The 13,858-nt window shown below is 70.1% G+C and carries 10 protein-coding genes; 6 read left to right on the top strand and 4 right to left on the bottom strand.

The window, feature by feature from the left end:
- Nucleotides 1-62: 62 nt before the first annotated feature.
- Nucleotides 63-1,991 (top strand): NHL domain-containing thioredoxin family protein, encoded by a 1,929-nt coding sequence (locus ACZ4RZ_RS33465; RefSeq protein ID WP_467750359.1) that lies wholly within the window; start codon nt 63-65, stop codon nt 1,989-1,991.
- A gap of 21 nt (nt 1,992-2,012) precedes the next feature.
- On the opposite strand, the gene ACZ4RZ_RS33460 is transcribed toward ACZ4RZ_RS33465, so the two are convergent.
- From ACZ4RZ_RS33460 to ACZ4RZ_RS33450, 3 genes are all read right to left on the bottom strand, one after another.
- The gene (locus ACZ4RZ_RS33460; protein WP_467750357.1) at nt 2,013-2,258 is read right to left on the bottom strand and encodes a DUF6458 family protein; all 246 of its coding nucleotides are present in this window, start codon (nt 2,256-2,258) and stop codon (nt 2,013-2,015) included.
- Nucleotides 2,259-2,358: 100 nt separating this feature from the next.
- A complete protein-coding gene (locus tag ACZ4RZ_RS33455; RefSeq protein ID WP_467750355.1) occupies nt 2,359-3,654 on the bottom strand; it encodes a M18 family aminopeptidase in 1,296 nt (431 codons plus the stop codon).
- Between the two features lie 383 nt (nt 3,655-4,037).
- Nucleotides 4,038-5,879 (bottom strand): acyl-CoA dehydrogenase, encoded by a 1,842-nt coding sequence (locus ACZ4RZ_RS33450; protein ID WP_467750353.1) that lies wholly within the window; start codon nt 5,877-5,879, stop codon nt 4,038-4,040.
- Nucleotides 5,880-6,022: 143 nt separating this feature from the next.
- Between ACZ4RZ_RS33450 and ACZ4RZ_RS33445 the strand changes: the two genes are divergently transcribed.
- The 4 genes from ACZ4RZ_RS33445 (at nt 6,023) to ACZ4RZ_RS33430 (ending at nt 9,738) form a co-directional block, all read left to right on the top strand.
- Nucleotides 6,023-6,514 (top strand): SseB family protein, encoded by a 492-nt coding sequence (locus ACZ4RZ_RS33445; RefSeq protein WP_467750351.1) that lies wholly within the window; start codon nt 6,023-6,025, stop codon nt 6,512-6,514.
- 133 nt (nt 6,515-6,647) lie between these two features.
- Nucleotides 6,648-7,619 carry a pirin family protein gene (locus ACZ4RZ_RS33440; protein ID WP_467750349.1) on the top strand — a complete coding sequence of 324 codons (972 nt, stop codon included), beginning with the start codon at nt 6,648-6,650 and terminating at the stop codon, nt 7,617-7,619.
- A gap of 189 nt (nt 7,620-7,808) precedes the next feature.
- Complete coding sequence (locus ACZ4RZ_RS33435) at nt 7,809-8,597, top strand: VOC family protein (protein ID WP_467750347.1); 789 nt, start codon at nt 7,809-7,811, stop codon at nt 8,595-8,597.
- Between the two features lie 91 nt (nt 8,598-8,688).
- Nucleotides 8,689-9,738, top strand: coding sequence for an AI-2E family transporter (locus tag ACZ4RZ_RS33430; RefSeq protein ID WP_467750345.1), 1,050 nt, complete (start codon nt 8,689-8,691; stop codon nt 9,736-9,738).
- Here ACZ4RZ_RS33430 and ACZ4RZ_RS33425 read toward each other — a convergent pair.
- A complete protein-coding gene (locus tag ACZ4RZ_RS33425) occupies nt 9,705-11,894 on the bottom strand; it encodes a SpoIIE family protein phosphatase (RefSeq protein ID WP_467750343.1) in 2,190 nt (729 codons plus the stop codon). The genes ACZ4RZ_RS33430 and ACZ4RZ_RS33425 overlap by 34 nt on opposite strands.
- 180 nt (nt 11,895-12,074) lie before the next feature.
- Here ACZ4RZ_RS33425 and aspS point away from each other — a divergent pair, with 180 nt between their 5' ends.
- The gene (gene aspS, locus ACZ4RZ_RS33420) at nt 12,075-13,835 is read left to right on the top strand and encodes an aspartate--tRNA ligase (RefSeq protein ID WP_467750341.1); all 1,761 of its coding nucleotides are present in this window, start codon (nt 12,075-12,077) and stop codon (nt 13,833-13,835) included.
- Nucleotides 13,836-13,858: the final 23 nt, after the last annotated feature.

The following is a 13,858-nucleotide window of genomic DNA, read 5'->3' as shown; positions in this document are numbered from 1 at the left end:
GTACACCTCGCCGACCCGCGAAGAAATATCGGGATCCTGGCAGCGGATGACAAGCTTGAAGTATGAACGATGCCGCCTCGGCGCCCACCCCCGCGCCCCGCCGCCGCGCCCGTGTCCGTGCCCCCGAGCTGATCGGCAAGGGCGGCTGGCTCAATACCGGAGGCACTGAGCTCACCCTCGCCGACCTGCGAGGCAAGTGCGTTGTTGTGGATTTTTGGACGTTTTGCTGCATCAACTGTCTGCACGTCCTGGACGAGCTGCGGGAGCTGGAGGAGAAGCACCGGGACACGGTGGTGATCATCGGGGTGCACTCGCCGAAGTTCGTGCACGAGGCCGAGCACCAGGCGGTCGTCGACGCCGTCGAGCGGTACGGGGTGGAACACCCGGTTCTCGACGACCCCGAGCTCGCGACCTGGAAGCAGTACGCCGTGCGCGCCTGGCCGACGCTCGTCGTGATCGACCCCGAGGGGTACGTCGTCGCACAGCACGCCGGCGAGGGGCATGCGCACGCGATCGCCCGGCTGGTGGAGGAACTGGAGGCCGAGCACGCGGCGAAGGGCACCCTGCGGCGCGGCGACGGACCGTACGTGGCGCCGGAGCCCGAGCCCACGGCGCTCCGATTCCCCGGCAAGGCGCTCGCCCTGCCGAGCGGGAACCTGCTGGTCAGCGACACGACCCGGCATCAACTGGTGGAGCTGGAGGCCGACGGCGAGACCGTCGTACGGCGTATCGGATCCGGCGTACGGGGCTTCGTGGACGGCGCGGCCGAGACGGCCGGGTTCAGCGAGCCGCAGGGGCTGGCGCTGCTGGACGACGGGTCCGTGGTCGTCGCCGACACCGTGAATCACGCCCTGCGCCGCCTCGATCTCACGACCGGCGAGGTCACGACCCTCGCGGGGACGGGCAGCCAGTGGTGGCAGGGCTCGCCGACGTCCGGGCCCGCGCGCGAGGTCGACCTGTCCTCGCCGTGGGATGTGGCCGTGTTCGACGGGCGCGTGTGGATCGCCATGGCCGGTGTGCACCAGCTGTGGGTGTACGACCCGGCTGAGGGTACCTCCCAGGCTTCTGGCTCTGGAGGAGGGACCGTCGGGGTCGCCGCCGGTACGACCAACGAGGGGCTCGTCGACGGGCCGGGGGCCGAGGCCTGGTTCGCGCAGCCGTCGGGGCTCGCCGCCACCGCCGACCGGCTCTGGCTGGCCGACTCCGAGACGTCCGCGCTGCGCTGGGTCGACCTCGACGGCGTCGTGCACACCGCCGTCGGCACCGGGCTCTTCGACTTCGGACACCGCGACGGTGCGGCCGAACAGGCGCTGCTCCAGCACCCGTTGGGCGTCACCGCGCTCCCGGACGGCTCGGTGGCGGTGAGCGACACCTACAACCACGCGCTGCGCCGCTACGACCCGGCGACCGGCGAAGTGACCACGCTGGCCACGGACTTGCGGGAGCCGAGCGACGCGGTGCTCGTCGGTGACGACATCGTGGTCGTCGAGTCCGCCCGCCACCGGCTGACCCGGCTGCGGCTCCCCGAGGAGGCCGTACGGGTCGAGTCGGTCGCGCACCGCACGCAGCGCGCGGCCACCGAAGTCGCCCCGGGCGGGCTCCGGTTGGACGTCATCTTCCAGGCTCCGGCCGGCCAGAGGCTGGACACCCTCCCCCACTCTCGGCTTCGCTCGAGCGGGGGGACCCCCATCGGCCCGTCCACCCGGCTGCTGGTCGCCTCGACCCCGCCCGAGCTGCTGCTCAAGGGCGAGGGCGCGGGAACCGATCTCTCCCGTGTCCTGGAGCTGAACCCGGCCGTCACCGAAGGGGTTCTGCAGGTCTCCGCGATGGCGGCGTCCTGCGACACAGCATCTGACGGCGGCTCCGCCGCGGGCCCTGCCAATGAGTACCCGGCCTGCCACGTCCACCAGCAGGACTGGGCCGTACCGGTCCGCCTCACCGAGGGCGGCGCGGACCGGCTGCTGCTCGTCCTCGCGGGTATGGACGACTGACGCACGGCCGGGCTCGAAGGCCTATGCGCCGTACCCGTCGCTGTAGCCGCCCCGGTGGTGTCGTTCCTCCTCGACCACCGGGGTGGCCGGCGGCACGACCACCCGCCTGCGCCGGGCGATGCTGCTGAACGTCGCCACGCCGATCAGCCCGACGATCATGAAGATGACCCCGACCAGGTCGAGGTTGACTCCCTGCATGTTCCAGTCGGTCGCGAACGTGAGGATCGCTCCCGCGGCGATCAGGATGATGCATCCGCCCAGGCCCATGAGTCTCGCCTCCCTGCCCGGTTCAGGTGTTCCGGGCGGGAGCCGAGTACCCGTGAGCTCACGTGCCATGCGGAGTTGACCGTGGGGGAACGGCGGAGGCCTATCCCTCCAAGAACGCCACCAGCGCGTTGGCCAGCAGGAACGGGTCGTCGGCGCCGCAGAGTTCGCGGGCGCTGTGCATGGAGAGGATGGCCACGCCGATGTCGACGGTCTTGATGCCGTGCCGGGCCGCGGTGATGGGGCCGATGGTGGTGCCGCAGGGCATCGAGTTGTTGGAGACGAAGGACTGGAAGGGCACTCCGGCCTTCTCGCAGGCGGCGGCGAAGATGGCGCGGCCCGAACCGTCCGTGGCGTAGCGGTTGTTGACGTTCACCTTGAGGATGGGGCCGCCGTTGGCGCGCGGGTGGTGCGTCGGGTCGTGCCGCTCGGCGTAGTTGGGGTGGACGGCGTGGCCGGTGTCGGAGGACAGACAGACCGTGCCCGCGAAGGCGCGCGCCCGGTCCTCGTACGAGCCACCGCGCGCGAACACCGAACGCTCCAGCACACTGCCGAGCAGCGGCCCGTCGGCGCCGGTGTCGCTCTGCGAGCCGTTCTCCTCGTGGTCGAAGCCCGCGAGTACGGGGATGTACGGGAGCCCGGAGTCGCCCGCCGCCGCAGCGACCAGCGCCGCCGTACCCGAGTGCAGGGAGAGCAGGTTGTCCATGCGCGGACCCGCCACCAGCTCCTTGTCGCGGCCCAGGTAGGAGGGCCGCTCGATGGAGTGGGTCATCAGGTCCCAGCCGGTGACCTCGCCCGTGGCCAGCCCCAGCTCCTCCTCCAGGAAGGCGATCAGGTCGCCCTCGCGGGGATCGCCGAGCCCCCAGATGGGCTGCAGATGGCGCTGCTTGTCGAGCTTGAGCCCGTCGGTGCTGACGGAACGGTCCAGGTGGACGGCGAGCTGGGGCACGCGCAGCAGGGCGCGGTCGATGTTCACCAGGCGGGTCGAGCCGTCCCGCAGCGACAGGCGTCCCGCGAGGCCCAGGTCGCGGTCCAGCCAGGAGTTCAGCAGCGGTCCGCCGTAGATCTCCACGGCCACCTGCCGCCAGCCGTGCGCGCCGCTGTCCGGCAGCGGCTTGACCCGCAGGTTCGGGGAGTCGGTGTGTGCGCCCACGATCCGGAACGGGGTGTGCGGCTCCGTGCCCTCCGGCACGTACCAGGCGACGATCGCACCGCCGCGCAGCACGTACCTCCCGCCGCTCGTGCCCTCCCACGCGTCGGTTTCGGCGACCTGACGGAATCCGGCCTTCTCCAGCCGCTCGGCGGCGTTCGCCACCGCGTGGTACGGCGTCGGGCTCGCCGCCAGGAAGGACATGAGGTCGTCGGTATGGCCGCGGTCGAAGCGGGAGGGTGCGCTCATGGGTTCACCTTAACGACGCACAAGGCCCGCTCCCCAAGGATGGGAAGCGGGCCTTCGTAAGGGGGATGTGGAGGGTTCGGCGGCTGACCGGACGGACAGGGTCCGTTCAGTGGCCCGACCCCGTCCCGGGTGGGGTGATCCGGGCTTACCCGGTACCCGGAGTGGGGGCTGAGCTCGGGGTGGATGCGCTTACCGGCGCTGACCGGGTGCCGCTCTCCGTGGGACGGGTGCCGCCCCAGCGGCATGATTGCCCGCGCTGCGACGGTCACGGCGGCAGCCCTTTGCCGCTGCCGGGTGGGCAGCCGCCCCTTGCGGCGCGCCTGCCCGCGGCGAGGACGGTGGCATGCGCACCGGCGCGGCACGCATGCCCGCAGCCCTGCGGGTCAGAACGCCGCCTCGTCCAGCTCCATCAGGTCCAGCTCCACGCCCTCGGCGAGCTTGCGGGCGCCGGTGACGCCCGGCAGGACGTTGGCGGCGAAGAACTTCGCGGCCGCGATCTTGCCGGTGTAGAAGGGCACATCTTTAGCAGGCACAGCCTTGGCGGAGGCGGTCTCCAGCTTCTCGGCGGCCACTGCGGCACCGCGCAGCAGCAGGTAGCCGACGACCACGTCGCCGGAGGCCATCAGCAGGCGGGTCGTGTTCAGGCCCACCTTGTAGATGTTCTTGACGTCCTGCTCGGTGGCGGCGAGGTCGGTGAGCATCAGGCCGACGATGGCCTCCAGCTCGACGGCCGCCTTGGCGAGCTGCTCACGGGCGGTGGAGAGCTCCTCGCCGCCGGTGCCGAGCGCCAGGAACTTCTTGATGTCCTCGGCGAGGGAGTTCAGCGCCGTGCCCTGGTTGCGGACGATCTTCCGGAAGAAGAAGTCCTGGCCCTGGATCGCGGTCGTGCCCTCGTACAGGGTGTCGATCTTGGCGTCGCGGATGTACTGCTCGATCGGGTACTCCTGGAGGAACCCGGAGCCGCCGAAGGTCTGCAGCGACTGGGCGAGCTGCTCGTAGCCCTTCTCGGAGCCGTAGCCCTTGACGATCGGCAGGAGCAGGTCGTTGAGGGCCTCGAGGGCGGCGGTGTCCTCGCCCGCGGCCTCCTTGACCTGAATGTCGTCCTGGATCGCCGCGGTGTGCAGCACCAGGGCGCGCATGCCCTCCGCGTACGCCTTCTGCGTCATCAGCGAGCGGCGCACGTCCGGGTGGTGCGTGATGGTGACCTTGGGCGCGGTCTTGTCCATGAAGTTCGCGAGGTCCGGGCCCTGGACGCGCTCCTTGGCGTACTCAAGAGCGTTCAGGTAACCCGTCGACAGGGTCGAGATCGCCTTCGTGCCGACCATCATGCGGGCGAACTCGATGATGCGGAACATCTGGCGGATGCCGTCGTGCTTGTCGCCGATCAGCCAGCCCTTGGCGGGGTGACGGTCGCCGAACGTCATCTCGCACGTGTTGGAGGCCTTGAGGCCCATCTTGTGCTCGACGTTCGTCGCGTACACGCCGTTGCGCTCGCCCAGCTCGCCGGTCTCGAAGTCGAACTCGTACTTCGGGACGAGGAAGAGGGACAGGCCCTTGGTGCCGGGACCATGGCCCTCGGGGCGGGCGAGGACGTAGTGGAGGATGTTCTCCTCCATGTCGTGCTCACCGGACGTGATGAAGCGCTTCACGCCCTCGATGTGCCAGGAGCCGTCCTCCTGCTGGACCGCCTTGGTGCGGCCCGCGCCCACGTCCGAGCCGGCGTCCGGCTCGGTGAGCACCATGGTGGAGCCCCACTGCTTCTCGACGGCGATCTTCGCGATGTGCTTCTGGACCTCGTTGCCCTCCTCGAAGAGGATGCCCGCGAAGGCCGGCCCCGAGGAGTACATCCACACCGCCGGGTTCGCGCCGAGCACCAGCTCCGCGTACGCCCAGATCAGGGAGCGCGGCGAGGTGGTGCCGCCGATCTCCTCGGGCAGGCCCAGGCGCCAGTACTCGGAGTCCATGAAGGCCTTGTAGGACTTCTTGAAGGACTCGGGGACGGGCGCGGTGTTGGTCTCCGGGTCGAAGACCGGCGGGTTGCGGTCGGCGTCCGCGAAGGATTCGGCCAGCTCGTTCTCCGAGAGGCGCGTCAGCTCCTCGAGGATGCTCTTGGCGGTGTCCGTGTCCATCTCCGCGAACGGGCCGGTGCCGTACAGCTTGTCGCGCCCGAGCACCTCGAAGAGGTTGAACTCGATGTCGCGGAGATTCGACTTGTAGTGCCCCATGGCGACGGCTCCGTTAAGGGATCGGCGAGGCACTGACTCCTCGCACCTAGTTCACGTACCAACAAGTAGCTACGATGATGCTACCCGTCAGTAATAAGAAGCAACCCCGCATCGCCCATATGTGGCGCACTACTCTTTGGGCCATGTACGGCTATGACCAGAACGCGGGAGCACAGCAGGGGTACGTCCCGCCCCAGCAGCAGATGCCCGGGCAGATGCCGGGTGGGCAGATGCCCGGCGGTTACGGCCAGCAGCCGCCGCTGTATCCGGAGCCGTCCCCGCCGTCCCTCGCGGACGCGGTCCGCGCGTTCACCACGGGGTCGATGTCCGCGGAGGACTTCCAGCAGGTCTTCGCGACGTCGAAGGTGTACTGCCCGCGTGGCGACAACCCCGGATTCCTCGCGCTGCACAACACCCAGCAGCCGGTGATCCCGATGTTCACCTCGCTCAAGGAGCTGCGCCGGTACGCCGGCAAGGAGTCCAAGTACTTCGTGATCACCGGTGCCGAGGTGATCGACCTGCTGCCGACCGGCTACGGCTTCGTGCTCGACATGGAGGGCGAACACCGGATGGTCTTCGACGCCAAGGCCGTGGAGCAGATGGTGGACTTCGCGATGCGCCGTATGTACGGATAGGCCCCAGGGGCCCCAGGCCCCGCTCTCGTACGACATCCCGGACGCCCGGAGGGAATGCCCTCCGGGCGTTCGTCGTTACGGGTGGCAGAAAGTTCAATGCTCAACTAAACTCCGAGCACAAGGAGGTACCGACATGCCTGCAGTGACCGTCGAGAACCCGCTGACCCTGCCCCGTGTGGTTGCGCCGGCCGACGCCATGGCCCGTCCCGTGCTCGCCGTGACGACCGCGCCCAGCGGCTTCGAGGGCGAGGGGTTCCCGGTTCGCCGGGCGTTCGCCGGGATCAATTACCAGTACCTGGACCCGTTCATCATGATGGACCAGATGGGCGAGGTGGAGTACGCGCCCGGAGAGCCGAAGGGCACCCCCTGGCACCCCCACCGCGGCTTCGAGACTGTGACCTACATCATCGACGGCGTCTTCGACCACCAGGACTCCAACGGTGGCGGCGGCACCATCACCAACGGTGACACCCAGTGGATGACCGCGGGCTCGGGCCTCCTGCACATCGAGGCGCCGCCGGAGTCGCTCGTCATGTCCGGCGGCCTCTTCCACGGCCTCCAGCTGTGGGTGAACCTCCCGGCCAAGGACAAGATGATGGCCCCCAGGTACCAGGACATCCGCGGTGGCACGGTCCAGCTGCTGAGCACCCCGGACGGCGGCGCGCTGCTGCGCGTCATCGCCGGTGAGCTCGACGGTCACCAGGGCCCCGGCATCACGCACACGCCGATCACCATGGTCCACGCGACCCTGGCGCCCGGCGCCGAGATCACGCTCCCGTGGCGCGAGGACTTCAACGGTCTCGCGTACGTCCTCGCCGGGCGCGGCAGCGTCGGTACGGACCGGCGTCCGGTCCACAGCGGCCAGACCGCCGTGTTCGGGAAGGGGGGCTCGCTGACCGTCCGCGCGGACGAGAAGCAGGACTCCAACAGCCCGGACCTGGAGGTCGTCCTCCTCGGCGGGCAGCCCATACGTGAGCCCATGGCCCACTACGGCCCCTTCGTGATGAACACCCGCGAGGAGCTCCAGCAGGCCTTCGAGGACTTCCAGAAGGGCCGGCTCGGGACGATCCCCGCCGTGCACGGGATGTCCGAGAGCGGGCTGTAGGCCTCCGTCGGACGAGTCACGGGAAAGCCCCGTCCGTTCCACCGGACGGGGCTTTCCCGTGCGCGCGTGCTGTTCGGCATGCCCGTCCGGGGCTCGGCGGGTAGCTTGTCGGGCAGACGTGTTGGCGGGGTCATCGCATCCCGGCTCTTCTCTTCCGGGCCACCGCAACTCACCTGCTAGGAGCGCTCCATGCTCACCTCGACGAACGTTCCGGGCGGGCCGAACTGGCTCGACCTGGGGACACCGGACATCGACGCGGCCGTCGCCTTCTACGAGGGCACGTTCGACTGGCAGTTCCAGTCCGCGGGACCGGAGGCCGGGGGCTACGGCTTCCTGCAGAAGGACGGCAAGACCCTGGCCGCCGTCGGCCCGCTGACCGAGGAGGGCGCGTCGTCCGCCTGGACGGTCTACTTCCGCACCCTGGACGCCGACGCCACCGCGAAAGCGGTGGAACAGGCCGGCGGCACGGTCCGCTTCCCGCCCACGGACATCTTCACCGAGGGGCGGATGGCCGGCTTCACGGACCCCACGGGCGGCGAGTTCGCCGTGTGGGAAGCCCGGGACATGGACGGCCTGGAGGTCGTCAACGAGCCGCGCACCCTCAGCTGGATCGAGCTCTACACCACGGACGCCGCGGCGGCGAAGGACTTCTACCGCACGGTCCTGTCGTGGGACATGCGCGACATGCCCATGGGCCCGGACGTCGTCTACACCATCGCCGGTCCCGCGGGCGGCGGCGAGACGACCATGCACGGCGGCATCATGCAGCTTCCGGCGGAGAACATGCAGCGCGGCTCGTCCTCCGAATGGCACCCGTACTTCGAGGTCGAGGACTGTGACACCGTGGTGGCCAGGGCCCAGGAGCTGGGCGCGACGGTCATCATCCCCGCCGTCGACGCCGAGGGTGTCGGACGCATCGCCATGCTGCTCGACCCGTTCGGGGCGCCCTTCGCCGTGATCACGAGCGCCACGGCCTGACCGGGCCGCGCAGCCCCGGTCGCTGACACTGTGTCACCCGGGCGGACCCTCCCCACAGGACGGCCCGCCCGGCGCGTGTTCGGGTGGAGGCGTGCAGCTCCTCCCCGAAGGCGCCCGGCGGCTGGCCGCGTGGTGCGTCGTGCTCCTGCTCGTCGCCGGTGTGGCGTGGGTCGGGATCCGGCTGTGCGGGGAGCTGCGTACGGCGGTGGTGCCGGTGCTGCTCGCCCTGCTCGGGACCGCGCTGCTCAGGCCGCTGTACGGGCAGTTGGTGAAGGTACGGGTCAACCGGTCGCTCGCCGCCGGGCTCACCTGTGTCGCCGTGGTCGTGGTCGTCGGCGGCGCCGTCTACATCGTCGTGGCCGCGCTCATCGACACCGGCGACCAGATCGTCGCCTCGCTCAAACAGGCGGCCAGGTCGGTCGCCGAGCACTTCGGGGCGGCGGGCACCTCCCTCGACGACCTCGCCACCAACTCCAAGGAACTGCTGACCAAGTTCGGCGGCACGGCCGCGTCCAATGTCATCAGCGGCGTGAGCGTGGTGGGCGAGTCCATCGCCATGGCCGTACTCGCCCTGCTGCTCGTCTTCTTCTTCCTGCGGGACTCGCACCGCGTGGGCGACACGCTCCGGTCGCTCGCGCCGCGCGGCACCTCCGCCACGGTCGTAGCCATGGCCCGGCGCGCCTTCCAGGCCGTCGAGGGGTTTATGCGCGGGACGACGCTCATCGCGCTCATCGACGCCCTCTGCATCACCATCGGGCTGCTGATCCTGCGTGTCCCGGGTGCGGTGGGGCTGGGTGCGCTCGTCTTCGTGACCGCGTACATCCCGTATCTCGGCGCCTTCCTCTCCGGCTCGGTGGCCGTGCTGGTCGCGCTCGCGGACCGGGGGTTCGTCATCGCGCTGTGGGCGCTAGGGGTCGTCCTCGCGGTGCAGGTCCTGGAGGGGCATGTGCTGCAGCCGATGATCCAGAGCCGGACCGTGCAGATGCATCCGGCGGTGGTGATGCTCGCGATCACGGCGGGCGCGTCCGTCGCCGGAATCCTGGGCATGCTGCTCGCCGTCCCGCTGACCGCGGCCGCGTTCGGGGTCGTCTCGGAGCTGCGTACGCGCTATGCCTCGCCGGACGGCTCGGCGGGCTCGTAGAACTCGAACCAGATGCTCTTCCCCTCGCCCCGCGGGTCCACGCCCCACGACTCCGCGAGGAGCTCCATGAGCACCAATCCCCGCCCGGAGGAGGCAAGTTCGCCGGGATGGCGCCGGTGCGGCAGGTCGTCGCTGGCGTCGGTGACCTCGACCCGTATCCGCCGCTTGCCCGGGTCGCCCGTCACCTCGGCGACGAGCAGCGCGTCGGCGTCGGTGTGCACGAGGACGTTGGTGACAATCTCCGAGACGAGCAGGACCGCGGAGTCGCGCTGGTCCTCGGAGACCCAGTCGTGGAGGAGTTCCCGCAGCTGCTGGCGGGCCCCGGCGATCCGCTCGGGCTCGGCCTGCGCCACGGTCAGCATCGTGCGCCGCATCGGCGGCCGTACGGCCGTGACCGTGTCGCCGCAGCCGCAGCCCGGCGCCACCCGGCACAGCAGCAGTACGGCGATGTCGTCCTCGCGCCGGTCGGCCAGCGGCCCGGTGGTGTGGTGCGAGGAGGGCCCGTGCACGGCCTGGACCAGGGCGTCGGCGAGGGACTCCATGTCGCCGTCGTGGGCTTCGAGGGTCCGGCGGATGCGCCGCCAGCCGGTGTCGAGGTCGTGGCCCCCGGTCTCGATCAGCCCGTCGGTGCAGATCAGCATGGTTTCGCCGGGCTCCAGGACGAGCCGGGTCGTCGGGTAGTCGGCGTCCGGGTCGATGCCGAGCGGCAGCCCGCCCGCGGTCGGCCGCATCAGCACGGTTCCGTCGGCCATGCGTATCGCGGGGTCCGGGTGCCCGGCGCGGGCGATGTCGAGTGTCCCGGTCGTCGGGTCGACCTCGACGTACAGGCAGGTCGCGAAGCGCAGGTCAGCGCTGTCGTCCCCATCGGGCCCGCTGCCGCCCGAGCGCTCGTTCGCACCGCCGCCGCTCGACCCGTACGTCACCGAGTCCGTGACCCCGGACAGGAAGCGCGAGGCCCGGGAGAGCACCGCGTCCGGGCGGTGGCCCTCGGAGGCGTACGCGCGCAGGGCGATGCGGAGCTGGCCCATCAGGCCGGCCGCGCGGACGTCGTGTCCCTGGACGTCGCCGATGACCAGGGCGAAGCGGCCGGTCGGGAGCGGGATCATGTCGTACCAGTCGCCGCCGACCTGGAGGCCGCCACCGGTGGGCACATAGCGGGCGGCGACGGTCATGCCCGGGATCTCGGGGCCCAGCGTGGGCAGCATCGAGCGCTGGAGGCCGTCGGTCAGCTCCCGCTCGGTCTCGGCGGCTCCGGCGCGCGAGAGGGCCTGCGCGAGCATGCGGGCGACAGTCGTCAGAACCGAGCGCTCGTCGGGCGTGAAGGTGACGGGATACGTGAAGGCCGCCATCCACGCGCCCATGGTGCGCCCCGCGACGGTGAGCGGCAGGAAGGCCCAGGACTGCCGGCCGAAGGTCTGAGCCAGCGGCCAGGAGACGGGGTAGCGCTCTTTGTAGTCCTCGGGGGAGGAGAGATAGACGGCACGGCCGCTGCGGACGACCTCGGCGGCCGGATAGTCCGTGGTCAGGGACATGTGCGAGAACGGTTCCTCGGCCCCCGGCAGCTGCCCGTGGTGCCCGATGATCGTCAGCCGTTCGCCCTTCGCGCCGAAGACGGCGAGCCCGTCCGGCGAGAACCCGGGCATCGACAGGCCGGCCGCGACCCGCAGCACCTCCGCCGTGGACCGCGCCTCGGCGAGCGCCCGTCCCGCGTCCAGCAGGAACGCCTCCCGCGAGCGGCGCCAGTCGCCGGTGACGGGGGTGCGCGCGGCGGCCCCCGGCGGCTGCTCGGTGACCTCCTGGAGGGTGCCGATCAGCTCGTACTCCCCGGTCGTCGGGTCGATGATCGGCTTGGAGCGGCTGCGGACGGTACGGATCACCCGGCCGTGCTCGTCCATGATCCGCATCCGGGCCTCGGCGAGGGTGCCCTCGGCGACAGCGAGCTGCACGACCCCGTCGATCTCGTTCCAGTCGACGGGATGGAAATGGGCGCGTGTGCCCGCCTCGGTGAGTGTCGTGGGCTCCGGGGGCAGCCCGATGAGCCGGGCGGCTTCGGCGTCGAAGGTGACCAGCCCCGCGGCGTTGTCCCAGCGCCACAGGCCGGTCGCGAGGGCGGCCAGGACGTCCCCCACGCCGGGCAGGGGCTCACCAGTGCGCATTGCCCCACTGTATGAAGAGGTGATCGATGCTTGCCACCGAGAGTATTGGGGGCGGCGATCTTGGGGTGCCCGGTACGCTTGGGAGGTCCGGGCCTCGGCCCCGACGTTTCACGTGAAACAGACCCGGATGAGCAGATCCGGATCATCAGCCCCCAATCCGCGAAGACTGGATGAACGACGATGCATCGGTACAGGTCCCACACCTGCGGCGAGCTCCGCGCCTCTGACGTCGAAAGCGACGTCCGGCTGAGCGGCTGGCTGCACAATCGCCGAGACCTGGGCGGCATCCTCTTCATCGATCTGCGCGACCACTACGGCATCACGCAGCTGGTCGCCCGCCCCGGCACGCCCGCCTACGAGGCCCTCGACAGGCTCTCCAAGGAGTCGACGGTCCGCGTCGACGGCAAGGTCGTCTCGCGCGGCACGGAGAACGTGAACACGGACCTGCCCACCGGCGAGATCGAGGTCGAGGTGAGCGAGGTCGAGCTGCTCGGCGCGGCCGCCCCGCTCCCGTTCACGATCAACGCGGAGGACGGGGTCAACGAGGAGCGGCGCCTGGAGTACCGCTTCCTGGACCTGCGCCGCGAGCGCATGCACCGCAACATCCTGCTGCGTACGGCCGTGATCTCGGCGATCCGTCACAAGATGACGGCGCTGGGCTTCAACGAGATGGCGACGCCGATCCTGAGCGCGACCTCCCCCGAGGGCGCCCGCGACTTCGTCGTGCCCTCCCGTCTGAACCCGGGCAAGTTCTACGCCCTCCCCCAGGCCCCGCAGCAGTTCAAGCAGCTGCTGATGATCTCCGGCTTCGACCGCTACTTCCAGATCGCGCCGTGCTTCCGCGACGAGGACGCGCGCGCGGACCGCTCGCCGGGCGAGTTCTACCAGCTCGACGTGGAGATGAGCTTCGTAGAGCAGGAAGACGTCTTCCAGCCCATCGAGACGCTCATGACGGAACTCTTCGAGGAGTTCGGGAACGGCCGTCATGTGACGTCCCCCTTCCCGCGCATCCCGTTCCGTGAGGCGATGCTGAAGTACGGCTCCGACAAGCCGGACCTGCGGGCCCAGCTGGAGCTCGCCGACATCACCGACATCTTCGAGGGATCCGAGTTCAAGGCCTTCGCGGGCAAGCACGTACGCGCCCTGCCGGTGCCGGACGTGTCGTCGCAGCCCCGGAAGTTCTTCGACCAGCTGGGTGACTTCGCGGTCTCGCAGGGCGCGAAGGGCCTGGCCTGGGTCCGTGTCGCCGAGGACGGCTCGCTGACGGGCCCGATCGCGAAGTTCCTGACGGAGGAGAACGTCGCGGAGCTGACGAAGCGTCTGTCGCTCTCCGCCGGCCACGCGGTCTTCTTCGGCGCGGGCGAGTTCGACGAGGTCTCGAAGATCATGGGCGCGGTGCGGGTGGAAGCCGCCAAGCGCGCCGGTCACTTCGAGGAAAACGTCTTCCGGTTCTGCTGGATCGTCGACTTCCCGATGTACGAGAAGGACGAGGACGGGAAGATCGACTTCTCGCACAACCCCTTCTCGATGCCGCAGGGCGGCCTGGAGGCCCTGGAGACCCAGGACCCGCTGGACATCCTCGGCTGGCAGTACGACATCGTCTGCAACGGCGTCGAGCTGTCCTCCGGCGCGATCCGGAACCACGAGCCCGAAATCATGCTCAAGGCCTTCGAGATCGCGGGCTACGACCGCGAGACCGTCGAGGAGCAGTTCGCCGGCATGCTCCGCGCCTTCCGCTTCGGCGCCCCGCCGCACGGCGGCATCGCCCCGGGCGTCGACCGCATCGTCATGCTGCTCGCGGACGAGCCGAACATCCGCGAGACGATCGCGTTCCCGCTCAACGGCAACGCGCAGGACCTGATGATGGGCGCGCCGACGGAGCTGGACGAGACCCGTCTGCGCGAGCTGCACATCTCCGTACGGAAGCCGCAGCCGAAGTAGTACTTCGCGTGAGGGTGGCTCGG

The sequence above is a fragment of the Streptomyces sp. NPDC027189 genome (assembly GCF_055566975.1).
This window is presented reverse-complemented; position numbering and strand designations above follow the sequence as displayed.

Excerpts from the sequence above, each read along its gene's own strand:
- ACZ4RZ_RS33465 (WP_467750359.1), top strand. The coding sequence starts at position 63 with ATGAACGATGCCGCCTCGGCGCCCACCCCCGCGCCCCGCCGCCGCGCC.
- ACZ4RZ_RS33450 (WP_467750353.1), bottom strand. The coding sequence starts at position 5,879 with ATGGGGCACTACAAGTCGAATCTCCGCGACATCGAGTTCAACCTCTTC.
- ACZ4RZ_RS33460 (WP_467750357.1), bottom strand. The coding sequence starts at position 2,258 with ATGGGCCTGGGCGGATGCATCATCCTGATCGCCGCGGGAGCGATCCTC.
- ACZ4RZ_RS33425 (WP_467750343.1), bottom strand. The coding sequence starts at position 11,894 with ATGCGCACTGGTGAGCCCCTGCCCGGCGTGGGGGACGTCCTGGCCGCC.
- ACZ4RZ_RS33455 (WP_467750355.1), bottom strand. The coding sequence starts at position 3,654 with ATGAGCGCACCCTCCCGCTTCGACCGCGGCCATACCGACGACCTCATG.
- ACZ4RZ_RS33440 (WP_467750349.1), top strand. The coding sequence starts at position 6,648 with ATGCCTGCAGTGACCGTCGAGAACCCGCTGACCCTGCCCCGTGTGGTT.
- ACZ4RZ_RS33435 (WP_467750347.1), top strand. The coding sequence starts at position 7,809 with ATGCTCACCTCGACGAACGTTCCGGGCGGGCCGAACTGGCTCGACCTG.
- ACZ4RZ_RS33445 (WP_467750351.1), top strand. The coding sequence starts at position 6,023 with ATGTACGGCTATGACCAGAACGCGGGAGCACAGCAGGGGTACGTCCCG.
- aspS (WP_467750341.1), top strand. The coding sequence starts at position 12,075 with ATGCATCGGTACAGGTCCCACACCTGCGGCGAGCTCCGCGCCTCTGAC.